Origin of the sequence: Pectobacterium carotovorum (assembly GCF_033898505.1) — a bacterium.
GTDB lineage: Bacteria > Pseudomonadota > Gammaproteobacteria > Enterobacterales > Enterobacteriaceae > Pectobacterium > Pectobacterium carotovorum_J.
This window is the reverse complement of sequence record NZ_JAXAFK010000001.1, coordinates 2,049,825-2,073,011: the sequence shown is the minus strand read 5'-3', so window position 1 is coordinate 2,073,011 and position 23,187 is coordinate 2,049,825. Positions and strand designations below refer to the sequence as shown.

At 51.9% G+C, this 23,187-nt stretch carries 17 protein-coding genes and 1 other RNA gene; 12 read left to right on the top strand and 6 right to left on the bottom strand.

Features of this window, described 5'->3' with window-relative positions; translation table 11 throughout:
• Positions 1-15: 15 nt before the first annotated feature.
• Complete coding sequence (ppsA, locus tag R9X49_RS09165; protein ID WP_319848079.1) at positions 16-2,394, top strand: phosphoenolpyruvate synthase; 2,379 nt, start codon at positions 16-18, stop codon at positions 2,392-2,394.
• 431 nt (positions 2,395-2,825) lie between these two features.
• Here ppsA and apbE read toward each other — a convergent pair whose 3' ends face one another.
• From apbE to ydiK, 3 genes are all read right to left on the bottom strand, one after another.
• Positions 2,826-3,872, bottom strand: coding sequence for an FAD:protein FMN transferase ApbE (gene apbE / locus R9X49_RS09160; RefSeq protein ID WP_319848077.1), 1,047 nt, complete (start codon positions 3,870-3,872; stop codon positions 2,826-2,828).
• Positions 3,873-3,963: 91 nt separating this feature from the next.
• An RNA gene (rprA, locus tag R9X49_RS09155) (antisense sRNA RprA) lies at positions 3,964-4,075 on the bottom strand.
• A 289-nt stretch (positions 4,076-4,364) separates the two neighbouring features.
• A complete protein-coding gene (gene ydiK / locus R9X49_RS09150) occupies positions 4,365-5,474 on the bottom strand; it encodes an AI-2E family transporter YdiK (RefSeq protein WP_319848076.1) in 1,110 nt (369 codons plus the stop codon).
• Positions 5,475-5,770: 296 nt separating this feature from the next.
• On the opposite strand from ydiK, the gene R9X49_RS09145 reads away from it, so the two are divergent.
• Complete coding sequence (locus tag R9X49_RS09145; protein ID WP_319848075.1) at positions 5,771-8,824, top strand: FAD-binding and (Fe-S)-binding domain-containing protein; 3,054 nt, start codon at positions 5,771-5,773, stop codon at positions 8,822-8,824.
• A complete protein-coding gene (gene menI, locus R9X49_RS09140; RefSeq protein ID WP_319848074.1) occupies positions 8,824-9,240 on the top strand; it encodes a 1,4-dihydroxy-2-naphthoyl-CoA hydrolase in 417 nt (138 codons plus the stop codon). The genes R9X49_RS09145 and menI overlap by 1 nt, the downstream gene beginning before the upstream one ends.
• A 115-nt stretch (positions 9,241-9,355) precedes the next feature.
• Here menI and R9X49_RS09135 read toward each other — a convergent pair whose 3' ends face one another.
• Positions 9,356-9,757, bottom strand: coding sequence for a hypothetical protein (locus R9X49_RS09135; RefSeq protein ID WP_225084974.1), 402 nt, complete (start codon positions 9,755-9,757; stop codon positions 9,356-9,358).
• A 427-nt stretch (positions 9,758-10,184) separates the two neighbouring features.
• Here R9X49_RS09135 and sufA point away from each other — a divergent pair, with 427 nt between their 5' ends.
• The 7 genes from sufA to R9X49_RS09100 all read left to right on the top strand — a co-directional run bounded on the left by sufA (position 10,185) and on the right by R9X49_RS09100 (position 17,316).
• Positions 10,185-10,556 carry a Fe-S cluster assembly scaffold SufA gene (sufA, locus tag R9X49_RS09130; protein WP_319848073.1) on the top strand — a complete coding sequence of 124 codons (372 nt, stop codon included), beginning with the start codon at positions 10,185-10,187 and terminating at the stop codon, positions 10,554-10,556.
• 13 nt (positions 10,557-10,569) lie between these two features.
• Positions 10,570-12,069, top strand: a complete 1,500-nt coding sequence (gene sufB / locus R9X49_RS09125; protein ID WP_319848072.1) for a Fe-S cluster assembly protein SufB — start codon at positions 10,570-10,572, stop codon at positions 12,067-12,069.
• 97 nt (positions 12,070-12,166) lie between these two features.
• Positions 12,167-12,913, top strand: a complete 747-nt coding sequence (gene sufC / locus R9X49_RS09120) for a Fe-S cluster assembly ATPase SufC (RefSeq protein ID WP_319848071.1) — start codon at positions 12,167-12,169, stop codon at positions 12,911-12,913.
• Complete coding sequence (gene sufD / locus R9X49_RS09115) at positions 12,888-14,234, top strand: Fe-S cluster assembly protein SufD (protein WP_319848070.1); 1,347 nt, start codon at positions 12,888-12,890, stop codon at positions 14,232-14,234. The genes sufC and sufD overlap by 26 nt, the downstream gene beginning before the upstream one ends.
• Positions 14,234-15,457 carry a cysteine desulfurase SufS gene (sufS, locus tag R9X49_RS09110; RefSeq protein ID WP_319848624.1) on the top strand — a complete coding sequence of 408 codons (1,224 nt, stop codon included), beginning with the start codon at positions 14,234-14,236 and terminating at the stop codon, positions 15,455-15,457. The genes sufD and sufS overlap by 1 nt, the downstream gene beginning before the upstream one ends.
• Before the next feature lie 32 nt (positions 15,458-15,489).
• Complete coding sequence (sufE, locus tag R9X49_RS09105; protein ID WP_015840657.1) at positions 15,490-15,906, top strand: cysteine desulfuration protein SufE; 417 nt, start codon at positions 15,490-15,492, stop codon at positions 15,904-15,906.
• Between the two features lie 387 nt (positions 15,907-16,293).
• On the top strand, positions 16,294-17,316 hold the full coding sequence (locus R9X49_RS09100; RefSeq protein ID WP_319848069.1) for a L,D-transpeptidase family protein: 1,023 nt from the start codon (positions 16,294-16,296) through the stop codon (positions 17,314-17,316).
• A 179-nt stretch (positions 17,317-17,495) separates the two neighbouring features.
• On the opposite strand, the gene R9X49_RS09095 is transcribed toward R9X49_RS09100, so the two are convergent.
• Both R9X49_RS09095 and pykF read right to left on the bottom strand, forming a co-directional pair.
• Positions 17,496-17,732 (bottom strand): major outer membrane lipoprotein, encoded by a 237-nt coding sequence (locus R9X49_RS09095; protein WP_005970385.1) that lies wholly within the window; start codon positions 17,730-17,732, stop codon positions 17,496-17,498.
• A gap of 313 nt (positions 17,733-18,045) precedes the next feature.
• Positions 18,046-19,458: a pyruvate kinase PykF gene (gene pykF / locus R9X49_RS09090; protein ID WP_015840654.1), complete on the bottom strand. Its 1,413-nt coding sequence runs from the start codon at positions 19,456-19,458 to the stop codon at positions 18,046-18,048.
• 644 nt (positions 19,459-20,102) lie between these two features.
• Here pykF and licT point away from each other — a divergent pair.
• Together licT and bglF are read left to right on the top strand one after the other, a co-directional pair.
• Positions 20,103-20,966, top strand: coding sequence for a BglG family transcription antiterminator LicT (licT, locus tag R9X49_RS09085; RefSeq protein ID WP_015840653.1), 864 nt, complete (start codon positions 20,103-20,105; stop codon positions 20,964-20,966).
• Between the two features lie 312 nt (positions 20,967-21,278).
• Positions 21,279-23,180, top strand: a complete 1,902-nt coding sequence (gene bglF / locus R9X49_RS09080) for a PTS beta-glucoside transporter subunit IIABC (protein ID WP_319848067.1) — start codon at positions 21,279-21,281, stop codon at positions 23,178-23,180.
• Positions 23,181-23,187 lie beyond the last annotated feature (7 nt).

Sequence of the window (23,187 nt, the reverse complement as noted above, 5' to 3'; positions counted from 1 at the left end):
AAAGGATTATTTTCGATGTCCAATAACGGCCCTGATTTGCGTAATGTCCTTTGGTATAACCAGCTCGGTATGCACGACGTTGAAAGGGTGGGAGGCAAAAACGCCTCTCTGGGTGAAATGATCACCAACCTTTCAGGATTGGGCGTAGCCGTTCCCAACGGCTTTGCGACAACGGCGCAGGCGTTTAATGATTTTCTTAATCAAAGCGGGATTAACCAGCGCATTTATGAGCTGCTCGATCGCACCGACATTGACGATCTGAATCAACTGGCCAGCGCCGGTACGCAGATCCGCCAGTGGATTATTGATACGCCATTCCAGCCGGAGCTGGAGAAGGCCATCAGCGACGCCTATCAGCAACTGGCCGATGGCGAGAAAGATGCCTCGTTTGCCGTGCGTTCTTCTGCCACGGCGGAAGATATGCCGGATGCGTCCTTTGCTGGGCAACAGGAAACTTTCCTGAATGTGCAGGGCATTGATGCCGTCATGGTCGCGGTGAAGCACGTGTTTGCGTCGCTGTTTAACGACCGCGCGATCTCCTACCGCGTGCATCAGGGCTATGACCACCGCGGCGTGGCGCTGTCAGCGGGCGTACAACGTATGGTGCGCTCCGATCTGGCTTCTGCGGGCGTCATGTTTACCATTGATACCGAATCCGGTTTTGATCAGGTGGTGTTCATCACGTCGGCTTACGGTTTGGGTGAAATGGTGGTGCAGGGTGCGGTGAACCCGGACGAATTCTATGTTCACAAGCCGACCTTGCAGAACAACAAACCTGCGATTGTGCGCCGTAACATGGGATCGAAGAAAATCCGCATGGTGTATGCCGCGAGTCAGGAACATGGCAAGCAGGTGCGGATTGAAGATGTGCCGGCAGAACAAACGACGCGTTTCAGCCTGACGGATGACGAAGTGCAGGCGCTGGCGCGTCAGGCACTGCTGATTGAAAAACACTACGGCCGTCCGATGGACATCGAGTGGGCGAAAGATGGCCACACCGGCAAACTCTATATCGTGCAGGCACGCCCGGAGACGGTTCGTTCCAACGGCCAGGTCATGGAGCGTTATCACCTGCCTGCCAGCGGAACGGTGCTGGTGGAAGGCCGTGCGATCGGCCACCGCATCGGTGCGGGCGAAGTGAAAGTGATTCAGGACATCAGCGAGATGCACTTGATCAACGCAGGTGATGTGCTGGTGACCGACATGACCGACCCGGACTGGGAACCGATCATGAAGAAAGCGGCGGCGATTGTCACCAATCGCGGTGGACGTACCTGTCACGCGGCGATTATCGCACGTGAGCTGGGCATTCCGGCCGTTGTGGGCTGCGGCGATGCGACCGAGCGTTTGCGCAAGGGGCAGAAAGTGACCGTTTCCTGTGCGGAAGGCGACACGGGCTATGTGTATCAGGATCTGCTGGACTTCTCCGTGAAGAGCTCACAGATTGATGAAATGCCTACGCTGCCGCTGAAAATCATGATGAACGTGGGTAACCCTGACCGCGCGTTTGATTTTGCCTGCCTGCCAAACGATGGCGTCGGCCTGGCGCGTCTGGAATTTATCATCAACCGCATGATTGGCGTGCACCCGCGTGCGTTGCTGGAGTTCGACCAGCAAACCCCGGAACTGCAACGTGAGATCAAAACGCTGATGCAGGGCTACGACGATCCGGTTGAATTCTATGTCGGTCGTCTGGTGGAAGGGATCGCGACGCTGGCAGCGGCATTTGCGCCGAAGCGCGTCATCGTCCGCCTGTCCGATTTTAAATCCAACGAGTACGCCAATCTGGTCGGCGGCGAGCGCTATGAGCCGGAAGAAGAGAACCCGATGCTGGGCTTCCGCGGTGCGGGTCGTTACGTGTCGCCGGACTTCAAGGCCTGCTTTGCGCTGGAGTGTGAAGCGGTTAAGCGCGTGCGTAACGTGATGGGTCTGAAGAACGTGGAAATCATGATCCCGTTTGTTCGTACCGTGGCGCAAGCAGAAGCGGTGATTGCCGAGCTGGCGAGTCAAGGCTTGCGTCGTGGCGAAGACGGCCTGAAAATCATCATGATGTGCGAAATTCCGTCCAACGCGCTGTTGGCCGATGAATTCCTGCAACACTTCGATGGTTTCTCTATCGGTTCAAACGACATGACGCAGCTGGCGCTGGGTCTGGATCGTGATTCCGGCGTGGTATCGTCGCTGTTTGATGAACGTAATGATGCGGTGAAGGCGCTGCTGTCGATGGCGATTAAAGCTGCCAAGAAACAGGGTAAATACGTTGGTATTTGCGGTCAGGGGCCGTCAGATCACGAAGATTTCGCCCTCTGGCTGATGGAACAGGGCATCGATAGCCTGTCGCTCAACCCAGACACCGTGGTGCAAACCTGGCTGAATCTGGCTGAGCATAAGTAGTGCTGCGATGAATTTTTAGATATCAATGTATTGTTTTTAAAGTTTTTAGTCGCGTAATAATCGTGCTGAGGTGGGAGTGACTGCCGGGTGAGCGGCAAGGACGCCGCGAAAGCCAGTGCCGCGCAGGGAGCGCGTCAATGGCGGCCCGAGTTGCGGTCACGAACGCCGAAGGTATCGCGTAGCGACACGATTTCGCGAAAAGCCTGGGGTCATGGGGCGGTGGCGATTGAACCACCCCATGTCGGGCGCGTGCTGCGACAGTTGCAAAAATTGACTGAAGTTAGTGCGCACGAAATTTTCACTGTGGTTACAGAAATTTATTTCCCGGATTTGTGGGGTAACCCTCAATTTCCAGGGACGTATTCACAGCGTCTTTACGATCTATCCATTACCACCGCTTGGCCGCCACCGATCGCAAGCCGTGCTGAAAATTACGGTGCTGTAATCAGGAAGGATTTAAACTGCGGCGTCATTACCGCGCTAAAGCCCTTATCCGTTTTGGTAATCAGATAAACCGCCAGCCCCTGCTGTTCCGCCAGCTTTAGCGCTTTCTCCGTGCCCAATACCATCAAACCGGTATCCCAGCCATCCGCTTCCAGCGCGGTCGGTGCAATCACGGTTGCGGAAACCAGCTGATGAGTAATCGGTCTGCCCGTCTCGGGATCGATAACGTGAGAATAGCGCTTGTTGTCCTGCTCAAAATAATTTCGGTAGCTGCCGGAGGTGCTGATCGCATAACCCTGCAAATTCACCGCTGCCTGTGCCGCGTTTTCCTGATCGGTTGGCTTCTGAATCGCTACACGCCACGGCGTCCCTTCGGCGTTCACGCCACGGCTGGAAATCGCGCCGCCGACGGAAACCAGATAATTGGTGATCCCTTTGCGCGTCATTAACTGCGCGAGAACGTCTGCGCCATACCCTTCACCCAGCGTGGAGAGATCGACATACAAATCAGGGAGATCTTTCTGAATCCATTCTCCTTTTTCGTCGCCGATCAGTTTCAGGTGACGCAACCCAACGTTTTGGCGTGCTAAATCGATCTGCTGCTGGCTGGGAATACGCGTCGGCTGCTTCTGCGGACCGAACCCCCAGAGGTTAACCAACGGGCCAACGGTGATATCCATCGCACCGTGCGTGGCTTTACCGATACGCAGTGCGGCCAGGATGATATCCGCCATGCCGTTGCTGATAGGCTGTGGCTCTGTTCCTCGATACTGATTAAAACGCGACAGCACTGAATCGTCACGGTAGGTGGAAATGTCATTATTGGCCTGCTCCAGCAGAGCATCGATTTCTCGTTGCAACTGCGTTTTGTCTTCGGTGACGTCGCCGCTAATTTTTACGCTGTAAAACGTCCCCATCGTTTTACCTTCAATGGTCAACAAGGGGCGCTGTGTCGTCGGCGCTGGATTATCGCAGGCGGTCAGAAGGCTGAATAAGCCACAGAGTAGTAATCTCTTCGCGGCGAGAGGCGTCATGAAAAACTCCTGAAAAACTGAACTGAGAGTAGGCAGACAGGAGAGTAACAAAAAAGGGAAGAAGCGTAATTGAATGGAAGAGAAATGAAAGGAAAAAAAAGGCCCATCTCAGGGGATGGGCAAAGACTACACACAGCAATTCGTTACTAACTCTGACGAGGAGGAAACCTCATTGACAAACAGTAGGTTAATACTAGCTCCGGTATTTATCCTATGGATTATGCTCTATTCAGTCATTAAGAATCATCCTAATAGTTAATTATCTTTTAAGAGTTGGTCTCTCAGAGTTTTTATATTGTCAATAATATTGATGCATTAGAGAAATGATATCAAAATTTTTAGGACTAATCCCTAGGAATAGAGGGTTAATCATTAGCTATTTTTACCTATTGAAAAAATGTGGGAATACGTCCACATCGAGGAATAATGCTGAGAGTGGGCAATGCGTGGGCGGCGCACCGCCCACGGAAAGACGAAACAGTGCTACTGCCCTTATTCTTTATTGGGTTTGCTAGACGTATTAACGGAGAGGATGCTCTGCGGTTCGGGGATTTCACGCATCCAGGCAAACAGCAGACGATAAGAAACGGCAAGGACGACCGGGCCAATGAACAGGCCAATCATACCAAAGGCCAGTAATCCGCCAATTACGCCGGAAAGAATCAGCAGCATAGGAAGATCGGCTCCCATCCTGATCAATACTGGGCGGATCACGTTATCGATAGTGCCAACGACGCAGCTCCAGACCAGCAAAACTGTGCCCCAGGTGGCATCACCCGTCCAATATAGCCAGATAATGGCAGGAATCAGTACCGGAAGTGGCCCCAATTGCGCCAGACAAGACAGAAACATCAGCACAGTCAGTAGTGTTGTATGGGGAATACCGGACAGCCCCAGCCCAATTCCGCCCAACACCGACTGCACGATAGCGGTAACCACCACGCCTAGTGCGACAGCTCGAATCGACTGGGCTGCCAGAATGACAGCGGCATCGCCGCGCTCTTGCCCCAGCCGGATAGCGAAATGTCGCACGGCTTTCGCCACGGCTTCTCCTTTGTAATACAGCAGGGCACTGAAGAGCAGCATCAGGGAACAATGCATCAGAAAGCGCCCGATATTGGCCGCTTGTGCCACTAACCAGGTCGCCGTTTTACCAAAATAGGGTTGCACTTTGGCGAACAGGCCGCTACCGCCGCTTTGCAGCAACGTCTGCCAACTGTTGAACAATTTTTCACCGACGAAAGGAATAGACGTCAGCCACTCCAGTGTCGGTGGTGAAAAGTTTTCCTGCCGGGCTCCCCAACTCATTAACGCCGAGCTGTTATCCACTACGCTACTAACAAGAACGGCAATTGGGACAATAAATAGCAGAATAAGCAGTAGCGTCATGACGATCACGGCCAGAGAACGTCGCCCCCACAATAGCGCCTGAAACTTAATCAGCACTGGCCAGGTGGCAATCACCACCATACACGCCCAGGCGAACCCCAGAATAAAAGGCTGAACCACCCAAAAACAGGCAATTATCATGATGGTAATAAACACCAGACTGAACAGGATTCTGGCCAGATCAAGTCGTGGTGGCTGGGAATATTTGCTCAATGAATCATTCCTCAATAGCAAAAGAAAGGGCTGAAGGCGAGGTAGCTTGGGTGACAGCCTATGGTCACCTGTCATCATGAGATATTTCCGGGTGTTTTGACAGCCTGTTGAACATTTTGTTGGTGAAACAGCAGTTCACCAACACGCTGTATGTTTTTGCCGATCCGGGAGCGCACACGATTGCGAAATGTGATAAAACGTGATGTCCCCGATGAAAGGGCGGCTATATCGGGCTCTTCACAGGCATATCACGACATATTGGCAAACACATCATGTACGGACAGGGTCAAAAAATAATGATCCCACAGATCACGCAATCTCCCGGGCTGGTTCAGCCGGTGCTTAATTTTCTGGAAGCATTGAAGAAAAATGGATTCACAGGCGATACGGCGACCAACTATGCCGATCGTCTGACGATGGCAACGGATAACAGCATCTATCAACTTTTGCCGGATGCAGTGGTTTTCCCTCGCTCAACCGCTGATGTCGCTATTTTATCCCGGCTGGCGGGTGAAGCACGTTTTTCAGGGCTGACCTTTACCCCGCGCGGCGGCGGTACGGGAACGAACGGGCAGGCGCTGAATCGCGGCATCGTGGTCGATATGTCGCGTTATATGAACCGCATTCTGGAAATTAATCCTGAACAGGGGTGGGTGCGCGTCGAGGCTGGCGTCATTAAAGATCAGCTTAACCAATACCTGAAGCCTTATGGCTATTTCTTTGCACCCGAGCTGTCGACCAGTAACCGGGCGACGCTGGGCGGCATGATCAACACCGATGCATCGGGACAAGGCTCGCTGGTGTACGGCAAAACCTCAGACCATGTGCTGGGGCTGCGTGCGATATTGCTGGGCGGCGAGATGCTGGATACACATGCGATGCCGGTCGCGCTGGCAGAGAAGCTGGCGTTAGAAGATTCCTCTATCGGTCGCATTTACCATACGGTGCTGCACCGCTGTCGCGAACAGCGCGCGTTAATCATCGACAAATTCCCCAAGCTGAATCGTTTTCTGACGGGTTACGACCTGCGTCATGTGTTCAGCGACGATCTCCAGACCTTCGACCTGACGCGAATTCTGACCGGCGCTGAAGGCACGCTGGCGTTTATCACCGAAGCGAAGCTCGATATCACGCCGTTGCCAAAGGTTCGCCGTCTGGTGAATATCAAGTATGACTCCTTTAACTCAGCGCTGCGCAATGCGCCGTTCATGGTAGAAGCCAAGGCGCTGTCGGTTGAAACCGTGGACTCCAAGGTATTAAACCTTGCCCGCGAGGATATTGTCTGGCATTCCGTTAGCGAACTGATTACTGATGTGCCTAATCAGGAAATGCTGGGCCTGAATATCGTTGAGTTCGCAGGTGATGATGAAATGCTGATTAACGGGCAGGTTGACGCGCTCTGTCAGGGGCTGGATACGCTGCTGGCGAGCGGAGAGGGCGGGGTGATTGGCTATCAAACCTGTAACGATCTGGCCGGCATCGAACGTATTTATGCCATGCGGAAAAAAGCCGTAGGCCTGCTGGGCAACAGCAAAGGGCAGGCGAAGCCGATTCCGTTCGCGGAAGATACCTGTGTGCCGCCACAGCATCTGGCCGATTACATCGAAGAATTCCGCGCGCTGCTGGACAGTCATAACCTGACGTACGGTATGTTCGGTCACGTGGACGCTGGGGTACTGCACGTCCGCCCAGCGCTGGATATGTGCGACCCACAACAGGAAATGCTGATGAAACAGCTTTCCGACCAGATTGTCGCGCTGACGGCCAAATATGGCGGCCTGCTGTGGGGGGAACACGGCAAAGGCTTCCGCGCCGAGTACAGCCCTGAATTTTTTGGGCCGGAGCTGTATGCCGAACTGCGCCGTATCAAAGCGGCGTTCGATCCGGATAATCGACTTAATCCCGGGAAGATTTGTGCGCCGCTGGACGTGGATGCACCGATGATGAAAGTCGATGCGGTCAAGCGCGGCACGTTCGACCGCACGATCCCGCTGACGGTGCGTACGGCGTTCCGTGGCGCGATGGAATGTAACGGTAACGGGCTGTGCTTTAACTTTGATGCCCGTAGCCCAATGTGCCCGTCGATGAAAATCAGCGGCAACCGTATTCATTCGCCGAAAGGCCGTGCGACGCTGGTGCGTGAATGGTTACGCCTGCTGGCGGAGCAAGGCATCGATCCGGTAGCGCTGGAGAAGGCATTGCCGCAGCAGAAGCTGAGCCTGCGTGCGTTTATCCAGAAAACCCGCAATACCTGGCAGGCGAAGCAGGGGGATTACGATTTCTCCCACGAAGTCAAAGACGCGATGTCTGGCTGTCTGGCGTGTAAAGCCTGTTCAACGCAGTGCCCGATCAAAATCGACGTGCCCGGTTTCCGCTCCCGCTTCCTGCAGCTTTATCACACGCGCTATCTGCGTCCGGTGCGTGACTATCTGGTCGCCGGTGTCGAAAGCTATGCGCCGCTGATGGCGCGCAGCCCGAAGACGTTTAACTTCTTCCTGAAAATGCCGCTGCTGAATAACCTGAGCCGCAGCCAGATCGGTATGGTTGATTTACCGCTGCTGTCATCACCGTCGCTGCGCCAGCAGTTTGCCGGACATAGTGGCGTCAACACCACGCTGGAACAGTTGGAACAGTTGCCGGAAGCGGCGCGCCAGCAGTACGTGCTCATCGTGCAGGATCCGTTTACCAGCTATTACGATGCGCAGGTGGTGGCAGATTTCGTCCATCTGATCGAAAAACTGAAGCTGAAACCGGTGCTCTTACCGTTCTCACCGAACGGGAAGGCGCAGCACATTAAAGGCTTCTTGCAGCGTTTTGCCAAAACGGCGTCGAAGACGGCAGATTTCCTGAACCGCGTCGCGAAACTGGGGATGCCGATGGTGGGCGTCGATCCGGCGTTGGTACTGTGCTATCGCGATGAATACCGTGAAATCCTGGGTGAGAAACGCGGTGATTTCCAGGTGCAACTGGTGCATGAATGGCTGGTGACGGCACTGGCCGACAGTACGCCGCAGCCTGCCACTGGCGAATCCTGGTATTTGTTGGGTCACTGTACGGAAACCACGGCGCTGCCGATCAGCACGAAACAATGGGCTGATATCTTCTCGCGCTTTGGTGCCAAACTGGAGAATGTCAGCGTCGGGTGCTGCGGTATGGCGGGAACCTACGGTCATGAAACCAAGAACCTCGCCAACTCGCAGGGTATTTATGCGCTATCCTGGCAACAGGTGTTACAGAAGTTACCGCAGAAACGCTGCCTGACCACCGGCTATTCATGCCGCAGTCAGGTGAAACGTATGGAAGGCAGTGCACTACGCCATCCGCTACAGGCCCTGCTGGAGATTATCTGATGCTATGGAAACGACAGGTTACGCTTGAGCAACTTAACGAACCGAACCAAACGTGCATGGTGGGTCATGTCGGTATCCGCTATACCCATATCGCGGAGGATTTTCTGGAAGCCGTGATGCCAGTGGATTCTCGCACGCGCCAGCCGTTCGGCTTATTGCACGGCGGCGCGTCCGTCGTGCTGGCGGAATCGTTGGGTTCCGTCGCGGGCTATCTGTGCTCTGAGGACGAGCAGCAGGTGGTGGGTCTTGAAATCAATGCCAATCATCTGCGAGCCGTGCGTGAAGGTGAAGTGCGTGGCGTGTGTCGTGCGCTTCACGTTGGCCGCCGTAGCCAGGTGTGGCAGATTGAGATTTTTGATAATCAGAATCGCCTGTGCTGCATTTCACGTCTGACGACGTCGGTCATTACGCCGTAAATATGTCGCACGGAACCAGATTGCCGGTCGGTCTGGTTCCGTTGTTTTTGGAAGACATTGCCTCTAGGAAAATATTGTCTCTAGGAAAACATGGCCTCTAGAAAAATATTGTTTTTCAAGGCAGGAAAGGCACGCGCTTAACGAAGTCGGTCTGAAACGCGGTGGCTTTATCCCATGAGCCTTGCATGCTTAGCTGATGGCAAATCGACTTCAGCGTGTTACGGGCAAAGTAGTAGCTTTGCACGCGAAACAGGTGGCAACGCCCTTCATTATTAATCTCTTTAATCAACCGATTGTGCAGCTTGACCAGCGCATGCAGATAGCTGTCGTCATCGCCATTTCTCAGACAGAGTTCAACCATATCCATGCAGGCGTTATGATAGCGGCGTAAATGGTCAATATTGCTTCCAGGGCGATTCAGGCGCGCTTCCGCCATGTAAAAATCAACGGTGGCATCGCGAATCTGGAATTTATATTCGTCAATCTGGTGGTGCAGCCAGGCAGTCACGGAAAGCATGGTGAACGATCCTGAATATGAAATGATAATCATTATCATATTTATAAAAAAGGCGGTGATCAATGGGCAAAATGTGCTTTAACGCCAAAAAGTACGATCGGAAGTCACATAAATTTTCATATACCTTCCCTGTTTTATAAATAGGTATCACCGATAAATGTTATAATAATGATAACGAGATGATAATTTTTACCTGACCGCAAGGGACAGGGGTGATGCTATTAATTCATTTGTTATCAATTGGTTATCTGGTTTCTTACTACGTTGTTTGGCGCGCCCGAGACGTGTAAAATGGTGCTATTGGCTTGCTAAAAACTGAAATGTTACGAATAGCCCTGCGAAACAAGAGGTTGAAGCTAGTTTCATTATCACTAACATTAGGGGAAACCAGCCTAAAACTGGTACCACACGTAATGAGGTATTCCATATGCAAGCGGAAAATGTAGGGACGTTTTCACTGGATGAAAATGTCTGGCAAGGATTGACGCTGACAGAGAGCGCCGTGAAGCAGATTAAGAATCTGGTGAAGCAGGATGAGGCCGTGCAAGGACTGCGGCTCAGCGTTAAACAATCAGGCTGTGCGGGATTTGGCTATGTGCTGGATCTGGTACAGGAGTTCGAAACTGACGATCTGGTATTCGAACGTGACGGCGCAAAACTGTATGTCCCATTGAAAGCGATGCCTTTCATTGACGGCACAGAACTTGATTTCGTCCGTGAAGGACTGAATCAGATATTCAAGTTTAATAATCCCAGAGCGCAGCATGCTTGTGGATGTGGCGAAAGCTTTGGCATTTAAGTGATGAAAAATTATGGCACGTAGCACGGTAGATGTACCTGATGATGTCCAGATCTGGATGGGTGATGGACGCTATAAAGAAGGTTTCTTTACGCAATTGGAAACCGATGAGCTGGCGCACGGCATCAATGAAGATGTCGTACGGGCGATTTCGGCGAAGCGTAATGAACCTGAGTGGATGCTGGAATTCCGTCTCAACGCCTACAAAGCGTGGCTGGAGATGGAAGAGCCGCATTGGCTGAAAGCCCATTACGAGAAACTCGACTATCAGGACTATAGCTATTATTCCGCGCCTTCCTGCGGTAACTGCGACGACAGCTGCGGCTCTGAGCCCGGCGCCAAGCAGCAATCCGGGATTACGGACGTGAATAATTACCTGACCAGCGAAGTAGAGAACGCGTTTAATCAGCTGGGTGTTCCTGTCCGTGAAGGCAAGAAAGTGGCGGTTGATGCGATTTTCGACTCCGTCTCTGTTGCGACCACGTATCGGCATGAGCTGGCTGAAAAAGGCATTATCTTCTGTTCATTCAGCGAGGCGATTCAGGAACATCCCGATCTGGTGCGTCAGTATCTCGGTACGGTCGTACCGGCTAACGATAACTTCTTTGCGGCGCTGAACTCGGCGGTCGCTTCTGACGGCACGTTTGTGTACATCCCGAAAGGTGTGCGCTGCCCGATGGAACTGTCGACGTATTTCCGCATCAACGCGGCTAAAACCGGCCAGTTCGAGCGTACGATCCTGATCGCCGATGATGACAGCTATGTCAGCTATATCGAAGGTTGCTCTGCGCCCGTTCGTGATACCTACCAGCTGCACGCCGCAGTGGTGGAAGTCATCATCAACAAGAATGCCGAAGTGAAATACTCCACGGTGCAGAACTGGTTCTCCGGTAAAGATGACGCAGAAGGCGGGATTCTGAACTTCGTGACCAAGCGCGCGTTGTGTGCAGGCGAGCATTCAAAAATGTCATGGACGCAGTCGGAAACCGGTTCAGCGATCACCTGGAAATACCCGAGCGTCATTCTGCGTGGCGACTACTCCGTTGGCGAATTCTTCTCTGTTGCCCTGACCAATGGTCGTCAGCAGGCTGACACCGGCACCAAGATGATTCACATCGGTAAAAATACTCGTTCGACCATCATCTCCAAAGGGATTTCCGCCGGACGCAGTGAGAACACTTACCGTGGTCTGGTGAAGATTATGCCGAGTGCGGCCAACGCCCGTAACTTCACCCAGTGTGACTCCATGCTGATCGGCAGCGAGTGTGGCGCGCATACCTTCCCCTACGTGGAAGTGCGCAATAATACTGCGCAGTTGGAACACGAAGCGACGACCTCGAAAATTGGTGAAGACCAGCTGTTCTACTGTCTGCAACGCGGTATCAGCGAAGATGACGCCATCTCGATGATCGTGAACGGATTCTGTAAGGACGTCTTCTCTGAATTGCCGCTGGAATTTGCGGTAGAAGCACAAAAGTTACTGGCGATTAGCCTGGAACACAGCGTGGGTTAATTCGGCGGTTACCGGGATTTTCACAGACGAATAATGAGAATCATCGGTCCCGGAATTCATTAAGCGCTCGTCGCATTGGGCGTTGGAAGGAATAAGCATGTTAAGCATCGAAAATTTAAAAGTCAGCGTAGAAGGCAAAGAGATCATCAAAGGGCTTAATCTCACCATTAAGCCAGGTGAAGTTCACGCGATTATGGGCCCGAATGGCTCAGGTAAAAGTACGCTCTCCGCGACGCTGGCTGGACGTGAAGAATACGAAGTGACCGACGGTTCGGTGAGCTTCAAAGGGAAAGATCTGCTGGAACTGTCCCCAGAAGATCGCGCGGGCGAAGGCGTCTTCATGGCGTTCCAGTATCCTGTCGAGATCCCTGGCGTCAGCAACCAGTTCTTCCTGCAAACCTCCGTTAACGCGGTGCGTAAATACCGCGAGCAGGAAGCGCTGGATCGCTTTGACTTCGCCGACTTTATCGAAGAAAAGATCAAGCTGTTGAATATGCCGGAAGATCTGTTGACCCGTTCGGTCAACGTGGGCTTCTCCGGCGGTGAGAAGAAGCGTAACGACATTCTGCAAATGGCGGCGTTGGAGCCGGATCTGTGCATTCTGGATGAAACCGACTCCGGGTTGGACATCGATGCTCTGAAAATCGTCTCTAACGGCGTGAACTCCCTGCGTGACGGCAAACGTTCGTTCATCATCGTAACGCACTACCAGCGTATTCTTGATTACATCAAACCGGATCACGTCCACGTTCTGTATCAGGGACGTATTGTGAAATCCGGTGATTTCTCGCTGGTGAAACAGTTGGAGGAGCAAGGCTATGGCTGGCTTACCGACGGGCAATAATGTGACGAGCGAGAACGCGGCGGGTAAAACCAGCATCGCACAGAAACAAGAGAAGGCGTTGCAGCAGTGGCATGGCCTGTTTGAGCGCGATGCGTCACGCCGTTCTGAAGAGGCGAACCAGCATTGGCAGGACGTAGTACGTCTTGGCTTACCGCACCGTAAGCACGAACACTGGAAATACACGCCGCTGGATAGTTTGCTGAGCAACGAATTTGTCGCGCCGCAGGCCCAGTCGATCGATCGTGCAGCGGTGGAGGCTCTGGCCTTAGCGGTGGATAGCTGGCGTCTGGTGTTTGTCGATGGGGTATTCAATGCTGAACTCAGCGACAGTGCATGGGGCCCTTATCAGGTTGATGTGCAGGCGTCGCGAGCGCAGGGCGTACTGCCTGCGGCCATCCAGTCCGAGGTGTTCCTGCATCTGACCGAAAGTCTGGCTAGTACGAGCACGCTGATTCGTCTGGCTGCCGGACAGCAGGCGGAGAAACCGCTTTACCTGTTGCACATCAGCAGCAGCCAGGCGACGGCATTAAACACGGTTCACCACCGTCATCATCTGAACGTTGAACGCGGCGCGAGTGCGGAAATTATTGAGCACTACGTCAGTCTGGATGAGCATGCCCACTTTACTGGCGCACGCCTGACGGTGAATGCGGCGGAAAATAGCCAGGTTAGCCACTATAAGCTGGCGTTTGAGGCGGCGGCGAGCTACCACTTTGCGCACAACGATTTAGTGCTGGCGCGTGATGCACGGGTTCGCAGCCACAGCTTCCTGCTGGGGGCGGGGCTGACGCGTCACAACACCAGCGCTCAGTTGAACGGCGAAGGCACCAATCTGTCCATGAACAGCCTGATTCTGCCGGTCGGCAGCGAAGTGTGCGATACGCGCACGTATCTGGAGCACAATCAGGGTTATGGCGAAAGTCGTCAGCTGCATAAAGTCATCGTCAACGATCGCGCCAGAGCGGTGTTTAACGGCATGATCAAAGTTGCGCCTCACGCGCTGAAAACTGACGGACAGATGACCAACAATAACCTGCTGCTGGGCAGACTGGCTGAGGTAGATACCAAGCCGCAGTTGGAAATCTACGCGGATGACGTGAAATGCAGCCACGGTGCCACCATTGGCCGTATGGACGAAGAGCAGCTGTTCTATCTGCGTTCGCGCGGTATTACGGAGCAAGATGCGCAGCAGATGATCATCTTCGCCTTTGCGGCGGAAGTCACAGAAGCGATTGAAAACGAATCTCTGCGAGATGTGGTTCTGCAACGTATCGCGCAGCGTTTGCCCAACGCGCTGGCGAATGCCGGCAAGGCGGTATGATGAGTTATCCTATCGAACGGGTTCGCGCCGATTTCCCGTTGCTGGCAAGTGAGGTTAACGGCCAGCCGTTAGCCTATCTTGATAGCGCCGCGAGTGCGCAAAAACCGCAGTCGGTTATCGATCGCGAAGCCGAATTCTATAGCCATGAATATGCCGCGGTTCATCGCGGCATTCACACGCTGAGCGCGCAGGCGACCAGTGCGATGGAAGCCGTGCGCGAAAAGGTGGCAGCCTTTATCAATGCCGCTTCGGTAGACGAGATTGTCTTTGTTCGCGGGACGACGGAGGCCATCAATCTGGTGGCTAACAGCTATGGCCGCACCTTTATCCAGCCGGGCGACAATCTGATCATCACCGAGATGGAACACCACGCGAATATTGTTCCCTGGCAGATGCTGGCGGAAGCGCGTGGCGTTGAGGTTCGTGTATTGCCGCTGGCCGAAGATGGTTCGCTGGATGTCGCGCAGCTTCCCGGATTGCTGGATGAACGTACTCGCCTGCTGGCGGTGACGCACATCTCTAACGTACTCGGCGCGTTGAATCCGGTTAAGGACATGATTGCGCAGGCAAAAGAGGTTGGCGCGGTTGTGCTGGTTGATGGCGCGCAGTCGATTATGCATCAGCCTGTCGATGTGCAGGATCTGGACTGCGATTTCTTTGTCTTTTCAGGACATAAGATCTACGGCCCTTCGGGTATTGGCGTGCTGTACGGCAAACGTGACCTGCTTCAGGCTATGCCGCCGTGGGAAGGCGGCGGGGCGATGATTCGTCAGGTTAGCCTGCGTACAGGCACCACCTATGCCGATTCACCGTGGCGCTTTGAAGCCGGTTCGCCGAATACGGGCGGTATCATGGGCTTAGGTGCCGCGTTGGACTATGTGACGGCGCTGGGACGGGAAGAAATTCAACGTTATGAATCTTCACTGATGCAGTATGCGCTGGAAGCGCTAACGCAGGTGCCGGATCTGACGTTGTACGGCCCTGCTGAGCGTCACGGCGTTATTGCGTTTAATCTTGGGCAGCACCACGCCTATGATGTCGGAAGTTTCCTCGATCGGTACGGTATTGCGATTCGCACCGGCCACCATTGCGCGATGCCGCTGATGGAACACTATGGTGTTCCCAGTATGTGCCGCGCCTCGCTGGCCGTTTATACTACACGCGAAGAAATTGACCGGCTGGTTGCCGGATTGCAACGTATCCATCGATTGCTGGGCAGTTAAGCGCCACGCGCATACTGTTCGGGGAGGAAACCATGGCGAGTCTGCCAGAACCGCAGAAACTGGCGCGCAACTTTGCGCGTTGTAATGACTGGGAAGAGAAATATCTTTATATCATCGAGCTAGGGGAGCGTCTTGATCCGTTGCCCGATGAATGGCGTAATCCGGATAACTTGATTTCGGGGTGCCAGAGCCAGGTTTGGATTGTGGCGCAGCCTGATGAGCAGGGCGTTATCGTTCTGCACGGCGACAGCGATGCCGCTATCGTGAAGGGGCTGATTGCGGTGGTTTTCAGCCTGTATCAGGGTCTGACAGCGCAGGAGATAGTTGAGCTGGATGTGCGGCCTTTCTTTGAATCGCTGGCGTTGAATCAACACCTGACGCCATCCCGCTCTCAGGGGCTTGAGGCAATGCTGCGCGCGATTCGTGCGCACGCCGCCGCACTGCTTTAATTGTCTTCCCTGTTTTCTGCTTTCCTGAAGTATAAAAAAAGCGCTGTGACGGAAAAAACGTCCAGCGCTTTTTTGTTTTTTCATTTACTGATTTTTACCAACGGTACGTTATTGTTTTCCGGTATATTTATTAACTCGCTGATATTTCAGAATTCGTCCCGTATATTTATTTCCCATTAAATTTTATGCTGACTCTGCTTTGTAAAGAATTGAATATCAATGCTTTGATTTTTAAATAAAATATTCTTTTGTTACAACAATGCTAATATATACCCACGTTCGGTGGAGAGAGGCAGTAATAGCCGGATTGATACCAGATCAAGAGATATAGCCGGATACTGCATTCTGGGTACATAACCAGATGTTATTGATTGTAGGGAACCTAATATGAAACGCGCGTTAACTTTACTCGGTATGGCCTTCGCGGCATACCTGACCAGCACCGTCGCCAAAGCGACGGAATACCCGCTACCGCCACCAAATAGTCGCCTTATCGGTGAGAATATCGCTTATACGGTCCCCAATGATGGTCGTCCGCTGGAAGCTATCGCTGCGGATTTCAAGATTGGTTTATTGGGCATGATGGAAGCGAACCCTGGTGTGGATCCTTACCTGCCGAAAGCGGGTTCCACGCTCACGATCCCCACGCAAATGCTGCTGCCGGATACCCCGCGTGAAGGCATTGTGGTCAATCTGGCAGAGCTGCGTCTCTACTACTACCCGAAAGGGAAGAATACCGTCATCGTTTACCCGATCGGTATCGGTCAACTGGGGCGCAATACGCCACTGATGACGACCAGCGTGAGCGAGAAACGTGAGAACCCGACCTGGACGCCAACGGCGAACATCCGTAAGCATTATCTTGAAGAGCAGGGTATTAAACTGCCAGCTGTTGTTCCGGCCGGCCCGGATAACCCGATGGGGCTACATGCGTTGCGTCTGTCCGCGCACGGCGGCGTGTATCTGCTGCACGGTACAAACGCGGACTTTGGCATCGGCATGCGCGTGAGCTCTGGCTGTATTCGTCTGCGCCCGGATGACATTAAGGCGTTGTTCGACAACGTGCCAGTCGGTACGCGAGTGCAGATTGTTAACGATGCGATTAAAACCTCCGTTGAACCGGACGGCAAACGCTACGTTGAAGTGCATCAGCCTTTATCCAAGACCGATAAGGACGATCCGCAAACCATGCCGATTCCGCTGACGGCGAAGACGCAGAAGTTTGTCAAAGATGCGGAGACGGACAGTAAAGCGGTTGCTGATGCGATTGTGCGTCGCTCAGGTATGCCAATCGTGGTGAGCGTAGGGCAAGATATCAATACATACCAGCCACCGGTAGAATCAGCCCCAGAAGCGCCTGGAACGCATCAGGCTGCGCCGATCACCGCTATCAGTACCACCGCTCGGTAATAATCAAATAACTCGGCCAGATGCGTTCAGGCGCATCTGTGCTGGCTCAGGGATCGAGTGGAGGGATGAATAGGCTTGAACAGGCGACAAAAGGGATTGAAAGAGAAAGCTGAAAGCGTAAAACGCAGGCAAAAAAATGGCGCACATTGTGCGCCATTTTCACTACTTAACCAGTTCGATTACTTTTTGTAAGTACGAACTTGGTTGTCCAGACGCTGGTTAGCACGAGCTGCGTCGTCTTTAGCAGCTTGTACGTCAGAGCGGATTGCGTTCACGTCGTTGCTCAGTTGGTCAACTTTAGCGTTCAGAGTCTGAACGTCAGAAGACAGCTGATCAATTTTAGCGTTGCTTGAACAACCAGCAAGCAGAGTAGAACCCAGGATTACCGCGCCCAGTACCAGTTTAGTACGATTCATTATTAATACCCTCTAGATTGAGTTAATCTCCATGTAGCGTTACAAGTATTACACAAACTTTTTTCTAATGAGAATAAATTTTTGATGAGAACATGCTTAATTTTGATCGTTCGCTCAAAGAAACAGCGAGTTTTACATATTCATTAAAAAAGTAAGGAAAACAGTGCTATTTTTATCGGATAACTCCGAGGCTTTAGGCTATTAAATGGCGTGTTACGCAAACGCATTAATTAGGTTATCGCACTGTAGGAAGTCGTTTCAGAATATAAAAAAAGCGCCATTAAGGCGCTTTTTACCGATCTGATTGTTAGGATCAGAGACGGTGTACAGAAGAGGTGTTGGTGGTGCCGCTGGAAACCAGTGCGCCAGAGACCATTACTACAACGTCGCCAGCCTGCGCATAACCGCTGTTCAGCGCCGCTTCTTTACCGATGCGGTAGAAATCATCGGTAGACGCGATTTCTTTCACCAGCAGCGTATCAATGCCTTTGCTCAGCAGCAGCTGACGCGCGGTGACTTCGTTAGTTGTCAGCGCCAGAATGCGGGCATTCGGGAAGTATTTACGGATGGATTTGGCAGACTTACCGCCGCTGGTCGCAACGACAATCAGCGGTGCATCCAGTTTCTCTGCCGTTTCTACCGCACCGCGGCAGACGGCTTCGGTGATACGCAGTACGCCAGGCGTCTTGATGGTATCCAGACGGCTTTTCATCACAGAATCCGTACGCTGACAGATCGTTGCCATGATGGTAACGGATTCCAGCGGGTATTTACCTTTCGCACTTTCACCAGACAGCATAACGGCATCGGTACCGTCGATGATGGCGTTAGCGACGTCGCCGGCTTCAGCGCGGGTAGGACGTGGGTTTTTGATCATGGAATCCAGCATTTGCGTCGCGGTGATAACCACTTTGCGTGCCAGATTACATTTTTCGATCATCATTTTCTGCGCGAAGATCACTTCTTCAACCGGGATTTCAACGCCCAGATCGCCACGAGCGACCATAATGCCGTCAGACGCTTCCAGGATTTCGTCGAAATTGTTCAGACCTTCCTGGTTTTCGATCTTGGAGATGATCTGGATGTGCTCGCCACCGTGTGCTTTCAGGTGAGCGCGAATCTCTTCAACGTCGGAACGTTTACGGATAAAGGAAGCTGCAACGAAATCGACACCTTGTTCGCAACCGAAAATCAGGTCGCGTTTGTCTTTTTCAGCCAGTGCAGGCAGTTGGATAGAAACGCCAGGCAGGTTGACGCCTTTATTCTCGCCCAGATCGCCATTGTTCAGCACTTTACAGACAACGTCGTTACCGTTGATTGCGGTAACCTGCATGCCGATCAGACCGTCATCAACCAGAACGGTGTTACCGACGCTGAGGTCTTCAGTAAAGCCCGCGTACGTGACGGCGACGCGATCTTTGTTGCCCACGATGCTCTGATCGGTGGTGAACGTGAACGTCTGACCAGCGGTCAGTGTTACGTCAGCGCCGTTTTCCAGCTTCATGGTGCGGATTTCTGGGCCTTTGGTGTCAAGCAGGATAGCGGCTTTCTTGCCGGTTTTTTCCGTAACGGCACGCAGGTTCTTGATGCGTTGACCGTGTTCTGCGTAATCCCCGTGAGAGAAGTTCAGGCGCATAACATTCATGCCAGCAGACAGCAGGTTGCCAAGCATTTCTTCTGACTCTGTTTTCGGCCCGATGGTACAAACAATTTTTGTCTTTTTCATACGATAGTTTCTACAAGTTGTGATGGATAAAAAAACGAGTGAACCAGTGGCGATGCGAGACAAGCCGCTGGAAAGAATGTATGAGGAAACAGTATAGAAGAGGTAAGTATAGATGGTCGTAGTGAATGGGTGATGAAGTGCGCAGCCGCTCGTCGCATAAGATTAGCGGGATTCGCGTTGGCGATGCCGTTGATAATAATGTTATTGATAGTGGCACGTTGTTTAGCTGAAACCATTCAATTGAAACGACGTTCCGTATTATAGTTATTAAGCGACGAGAAACAAGGTGGTAAAAGGTATGAAATTGAATATTTTGTCGCGTTTACGCAAAAAACTGAGCGATTTGGTGTTTTTACCCAACTTTGTTGCGCAACTGCCTAAGACATTCGCTGTATGAATGCGGTACTACGGCGAACGGGGGCAAGTGGTCGATTCTTGTAACGGCTGACGATAAATAAAGAAAATACGTGTAAGCAGCACGCTTTTCTGTCGATCCGTATCACGTTTTTGTGCCATGCTTCTTGAGAAGATAAAGGCAGATGGTAGTTTACCTGCCATTGCGGATTGTTACTGCGTAAGCAGGCAAAACCAGATGCTCGTTCTTGCTACGGGTGTCTGGTTTTTTTGTTTCCAGGGTTTGAAAAATGAAGATTGCCAAAATACTCAACAATAATGTCGTTACCGTAATCGACGAAAACAATAATGAGTCGGTTGTGATGGGACGCGGGCTGGGCTTCAAAAAGCACTCTGGCGATCTGCTGGACGAAACGCTGATTGAACGTGTGTTTGTGATGAAATCCGGGGAGCTGACGTCACGCCTACAGGAGCTGCTGTCAGAGATTCCGATGGATGTCATCACGACAGCTGACAAGATCATTTTGCTGGCAAAAGACCGTTTGCCGGGGAAATTGCAAAACAGCGTCTATATCTCTTTAACGGATCACTGCCATTTTGCGATAGAACGCCATAAACAAGGGGTGGATATCCGCAATGTACTGTTATGGGAAATAAAGCGCCTGTATCCAAAAGAGTTCGCTGTTGGTCTGGAAGCGCTGGATATTATTGAGCAGCGTTTGGCCGTGCGCTTACCGGAAGATGAAGCCGGGTTTATTGCTCTGCACTTGGTGAACGCACAGCTCGATAGCGAAATGCCGGAAGTACTGCAAATTACCAAAATCATGCAGGAAATACTGAATATTGTAAAATATCAGCTGAATCTGGATTATAACGAACAAGCGTTAAGCTATCACCGTTTTGTGACGCATTTGAAGTTTTTCGCGCAGAGGCTAATAGGAAAAAGCACAGTATTTAGTGATGATGAATCATTACATGATGTTGTGAAAGAACGGTATCAACTTTCTTATCGCTGTGCGGAAAAAATACAAGCGCATATTATTCAAAAATATCACTACACGTTAACGAAAGAAGAGCTGATGTTCTTAACGATTCATATTGAACGTGTTCGGACAGAAGGTCAGGATAAAATAGAACCAGGTGATGGGGAATAATTTCTGCTAATTTGCTTTTCGTCACAAAATAGCCGTGTGATAAGATAAATGTACTTGCACACGGTGAAAGTGAAAGCATAAAGTATGTGGAAAGCAAATTATCAGATGAAGTTGGTTTTATTGTCGGCGCAGTAATCACGCTGACAAACAAGCAGGATTGTTACTGTCAGGCTGGTCTCGGCGGGCAGGCAAAACCTAAATCGTTTTCTCAATGTTTATTGGGAAAAGCGATTTAGGTTTTTTTTTGTCTCAAACAGAACTGGCAATCTTAAATCATTGATATTTAAGTCTGTTTAGTATTAAGGATAGACGATGGAATACAAAGCATTAGCAAGTGAGATACTCGATGGTGTCGGCGGGCGCGGCAACATCATTAGCGTCATGCACTGCGCAACCCGATTACGTTTTAAATTAAAAGACAACAAAAAAGCGGATGCCGCGGCGCTGAAAGATAACTCAGGCGTGATTATGGTGGTTGAAAGCGGCGGACAGTTTCAGGTCGTCGTAGGCAATCATGTCAGCGACGTCTATCGCAGCTTACTGGATATTTCTGGATTGACCGATAGGACTGATTCCGAGGATCATGAAGAGGGCGATGAGAAAAAAGTAAATATCTTCTCCCGCTTCATTGATATTATTTCTGGAATATTTACGCCGTTAATTGGGGTGATGGCGGCATCGGGTATTTTAAAAGGTTTCCTCGCGCTTAGTCTGGCGTGTGGTTGGATGGTTGAAACCAGCGGAACCTATAAAGTGCTGTTTGCGGCAAGCGATGCGTTATTCTTTTTCTTCCCGGTAGTATTAGGCTATACCGCAGGGAAGAAATTTGGTGGCAATCCATTTGTTACCATGGTAATTGGTGCCACGCTGGTGCATCCATCCATGATCGCTGAATTTGGTGCCATGCAGAATGCGGGTTATCAACAACTGTATTTCCTCGGCATTCCGATTACCTTCATCAATTATGCTTCTTCCGTTATTCCGATTATTTTCTCGGCCTGGCTTGCTTCACGTCTGGAAAAACCGCTGAATGCCATCTTGCATATCAATATCCGCAATTTCTTCACGCCGCTGCTGTGCCTTTGCATTACGGTTCCTGTCACGTTCCTGCTGATTGGTCCTGCGGCAACCTGGCTTGGACATATGCTGGCTAGCGGCTACCAGCTGATTTATGGGCTGAACTCCATGATTGCGGGCGCGTTGATGGGGGCGCTGTGGCAGGTGTTCGTGATCTTTGGTCTGCATTGGGGGCTAACGCCGCTGATGATCAATAACCTCAGCGTATTAGGTCATGACACTATGATGCCGCTACTGGTTCCTGCGGTATTAGGGCAGGCGGGAGCGGTACTGGGCGTGCTGCTGCGTACTCGTGATATGAAGCTGAAAGGAATTTCCGGTTCGGCTTTCTCGGCTGCGATCTTTGGTATTACGGAACCGGCGGTGTATGGCGTCACGCTACCGCTGAAACGTCCCTTCATTTTTGGCTGTGTTGGTGGCGCAATGGGTGCGGCCATTCTGGGATATTTCCATACCACTATCTATTCCTTCGGCTTCCCGAGCATCTTCACCTTTACTCAGGTTATTCCACCGATAGGCGTCGATAATACGGTCTGGGCCGCGATTATTGGTACAGCGATTGCCTTTACCTTCGCGGCGGTAGCAACCTGGGCGTTTGGGATTCCGGCGCAAGAAAAAACGACAGACGCTAATGCTCCTGTGGCTGCACCGCAAGCGACACCACGCCAGAGTGATGCGACGCGTAAGCAAGAGATAAGCAGTCCCATCGAGGGCACGGCGCTGCCGCTTGAACAGGTTGGTGATGAAACGTTCGCCAGTGGGTTGATGGGAAAAGGCATTGCGATTAAGCCGCAGGCCGGGCGCGTGGTTTCACCGGTGAATGGCACGGTCGCCTCGCTGTTCAAGACTAACCATGCCATTGGGCTCGAATCGGAAGAGGGAGCCGAGGTGCTCATTCACGTCGGTATCGATACGGTGAAATTGGATGGTCAGTATTTCACTGCACACATTAAGACCGGCGATGTCGTGAAGCAGGGCGATCTTCTGGTGGAGTTTGATTATCAGGCGATTGAGAAAGCCGGCTATGACACGACAACGCCCGTCATTATCACCAATAGCGAAGACTACGTTGATGTTCTGCCTACTGCCGGCAACACCGTGCAGGAACAGGGCGCTTTACTGACGTTAATCCGCTGACATTGAA

Bases quoted from the DNA above. Each gene is read 5' to 3' on its own strand.
- ppsA (WP_319848079.1), top strand. From the start codon at position 16: ATGTCCAATAACGGCCCTGATTTGCGTAATGTCCTTTGGTATAACCAG.
- apbE (WP_319848077.1), bottom strand. From the start codon at position 3,872: ATGACGCCTCTCGCCGCGAAGAGATTACTACTCTGTGGCTTATTCAGC.
- R9X49_RS09145 (WP_319848075.1), top strand. From the start codon at position 5,771: ATGATCCCACAGATCACGCAATCTCCCGGGCTGGTTCAGCCGGTGCTT.
- menI (WP_319848074.1), top strand. From the start codon at position 8,824: ATGCTATGGAAACGACAGGTTACGCTTGAGCAACTTAACGAACCGAAC.
- R9X49_RS09135 (WP_225084974.1), bottom strand. From the start codon at position 9,757: ATGCTTTCCGTGACTGCCTGGCTGCACCACCAGATTGACGAATATAAA.
- sufA (WP_319848073.1), top strand. From the start codon at position 10,185: ATGCAAGCGGAAAATGTAGGGACGTTTTCACTGGATGAAAATGTCTGG.
- sufB (WP_319848072.1), top strand. From the start codon at position 10,570: ATGGCACGTAGCACGGTAGATGTACCTGATGATGTCCAGATCTGGATG.
- sufC (WP_319848071.1), top strand. From the start codon at position 12,167: ATGTTAAGCATCGAAAATTTAAAAGTCAGCGTAGAAGGCAAAGAGATC.
- sufD (WP_319848070.1), top strand. From the start codon at position 12,888: ATGGCTGGCTTACCGACGGGCAATAATGTGACGAGCGAGAACGCGGCG.
- sufS (WP_319848624.1), top strand. From the start codon at position 14,234: ATGAGTTATCCTATCGAACGGGTTCGCGCCGATTTCCCGTTGCTGGCA.
- sufE (WP_015840657.1), top strand. From the start codon at position 15,490: ATGGCGAGTCTGCCAGAACCGCAGAAACTGGCGCGCAACTTTGCGCGT.
- R9X49_RS09100 (WP_319848069.1), top strand. From the start codon at position 16,294: ATGAAACGCGCGTTAACTTTACTCGGTATGGCCTTCGCGGCATACCTG.
- R9X49_RS09095 (WP_005970385.1), bottom strand. From the start codon at position 17,732: ATGAATCGTACTAAACTGGTACTGGGCGCGGTAATCCTGGGTTCTACT.
- pykF (WP_015840654.1), bottom strand. From the start codon at position 19,458: ATGAAAAAGACAAAAATTGTTTGTACCATCGGGCCGAAAACAGAGTCA.
- licT (WP_015840653.1), top strand. From the start codon at position 20,103: ATGAAGATTGCCAAAATACTCAACAATAATGTCGTTACCGTAATCGAC.
- bglF (WP_319848067.1), top strand. From the start codon at position 21,279: ATGGAATACAAAGCATTAGCAAGTGAGATACTCGATGGTGTCGGCGGG.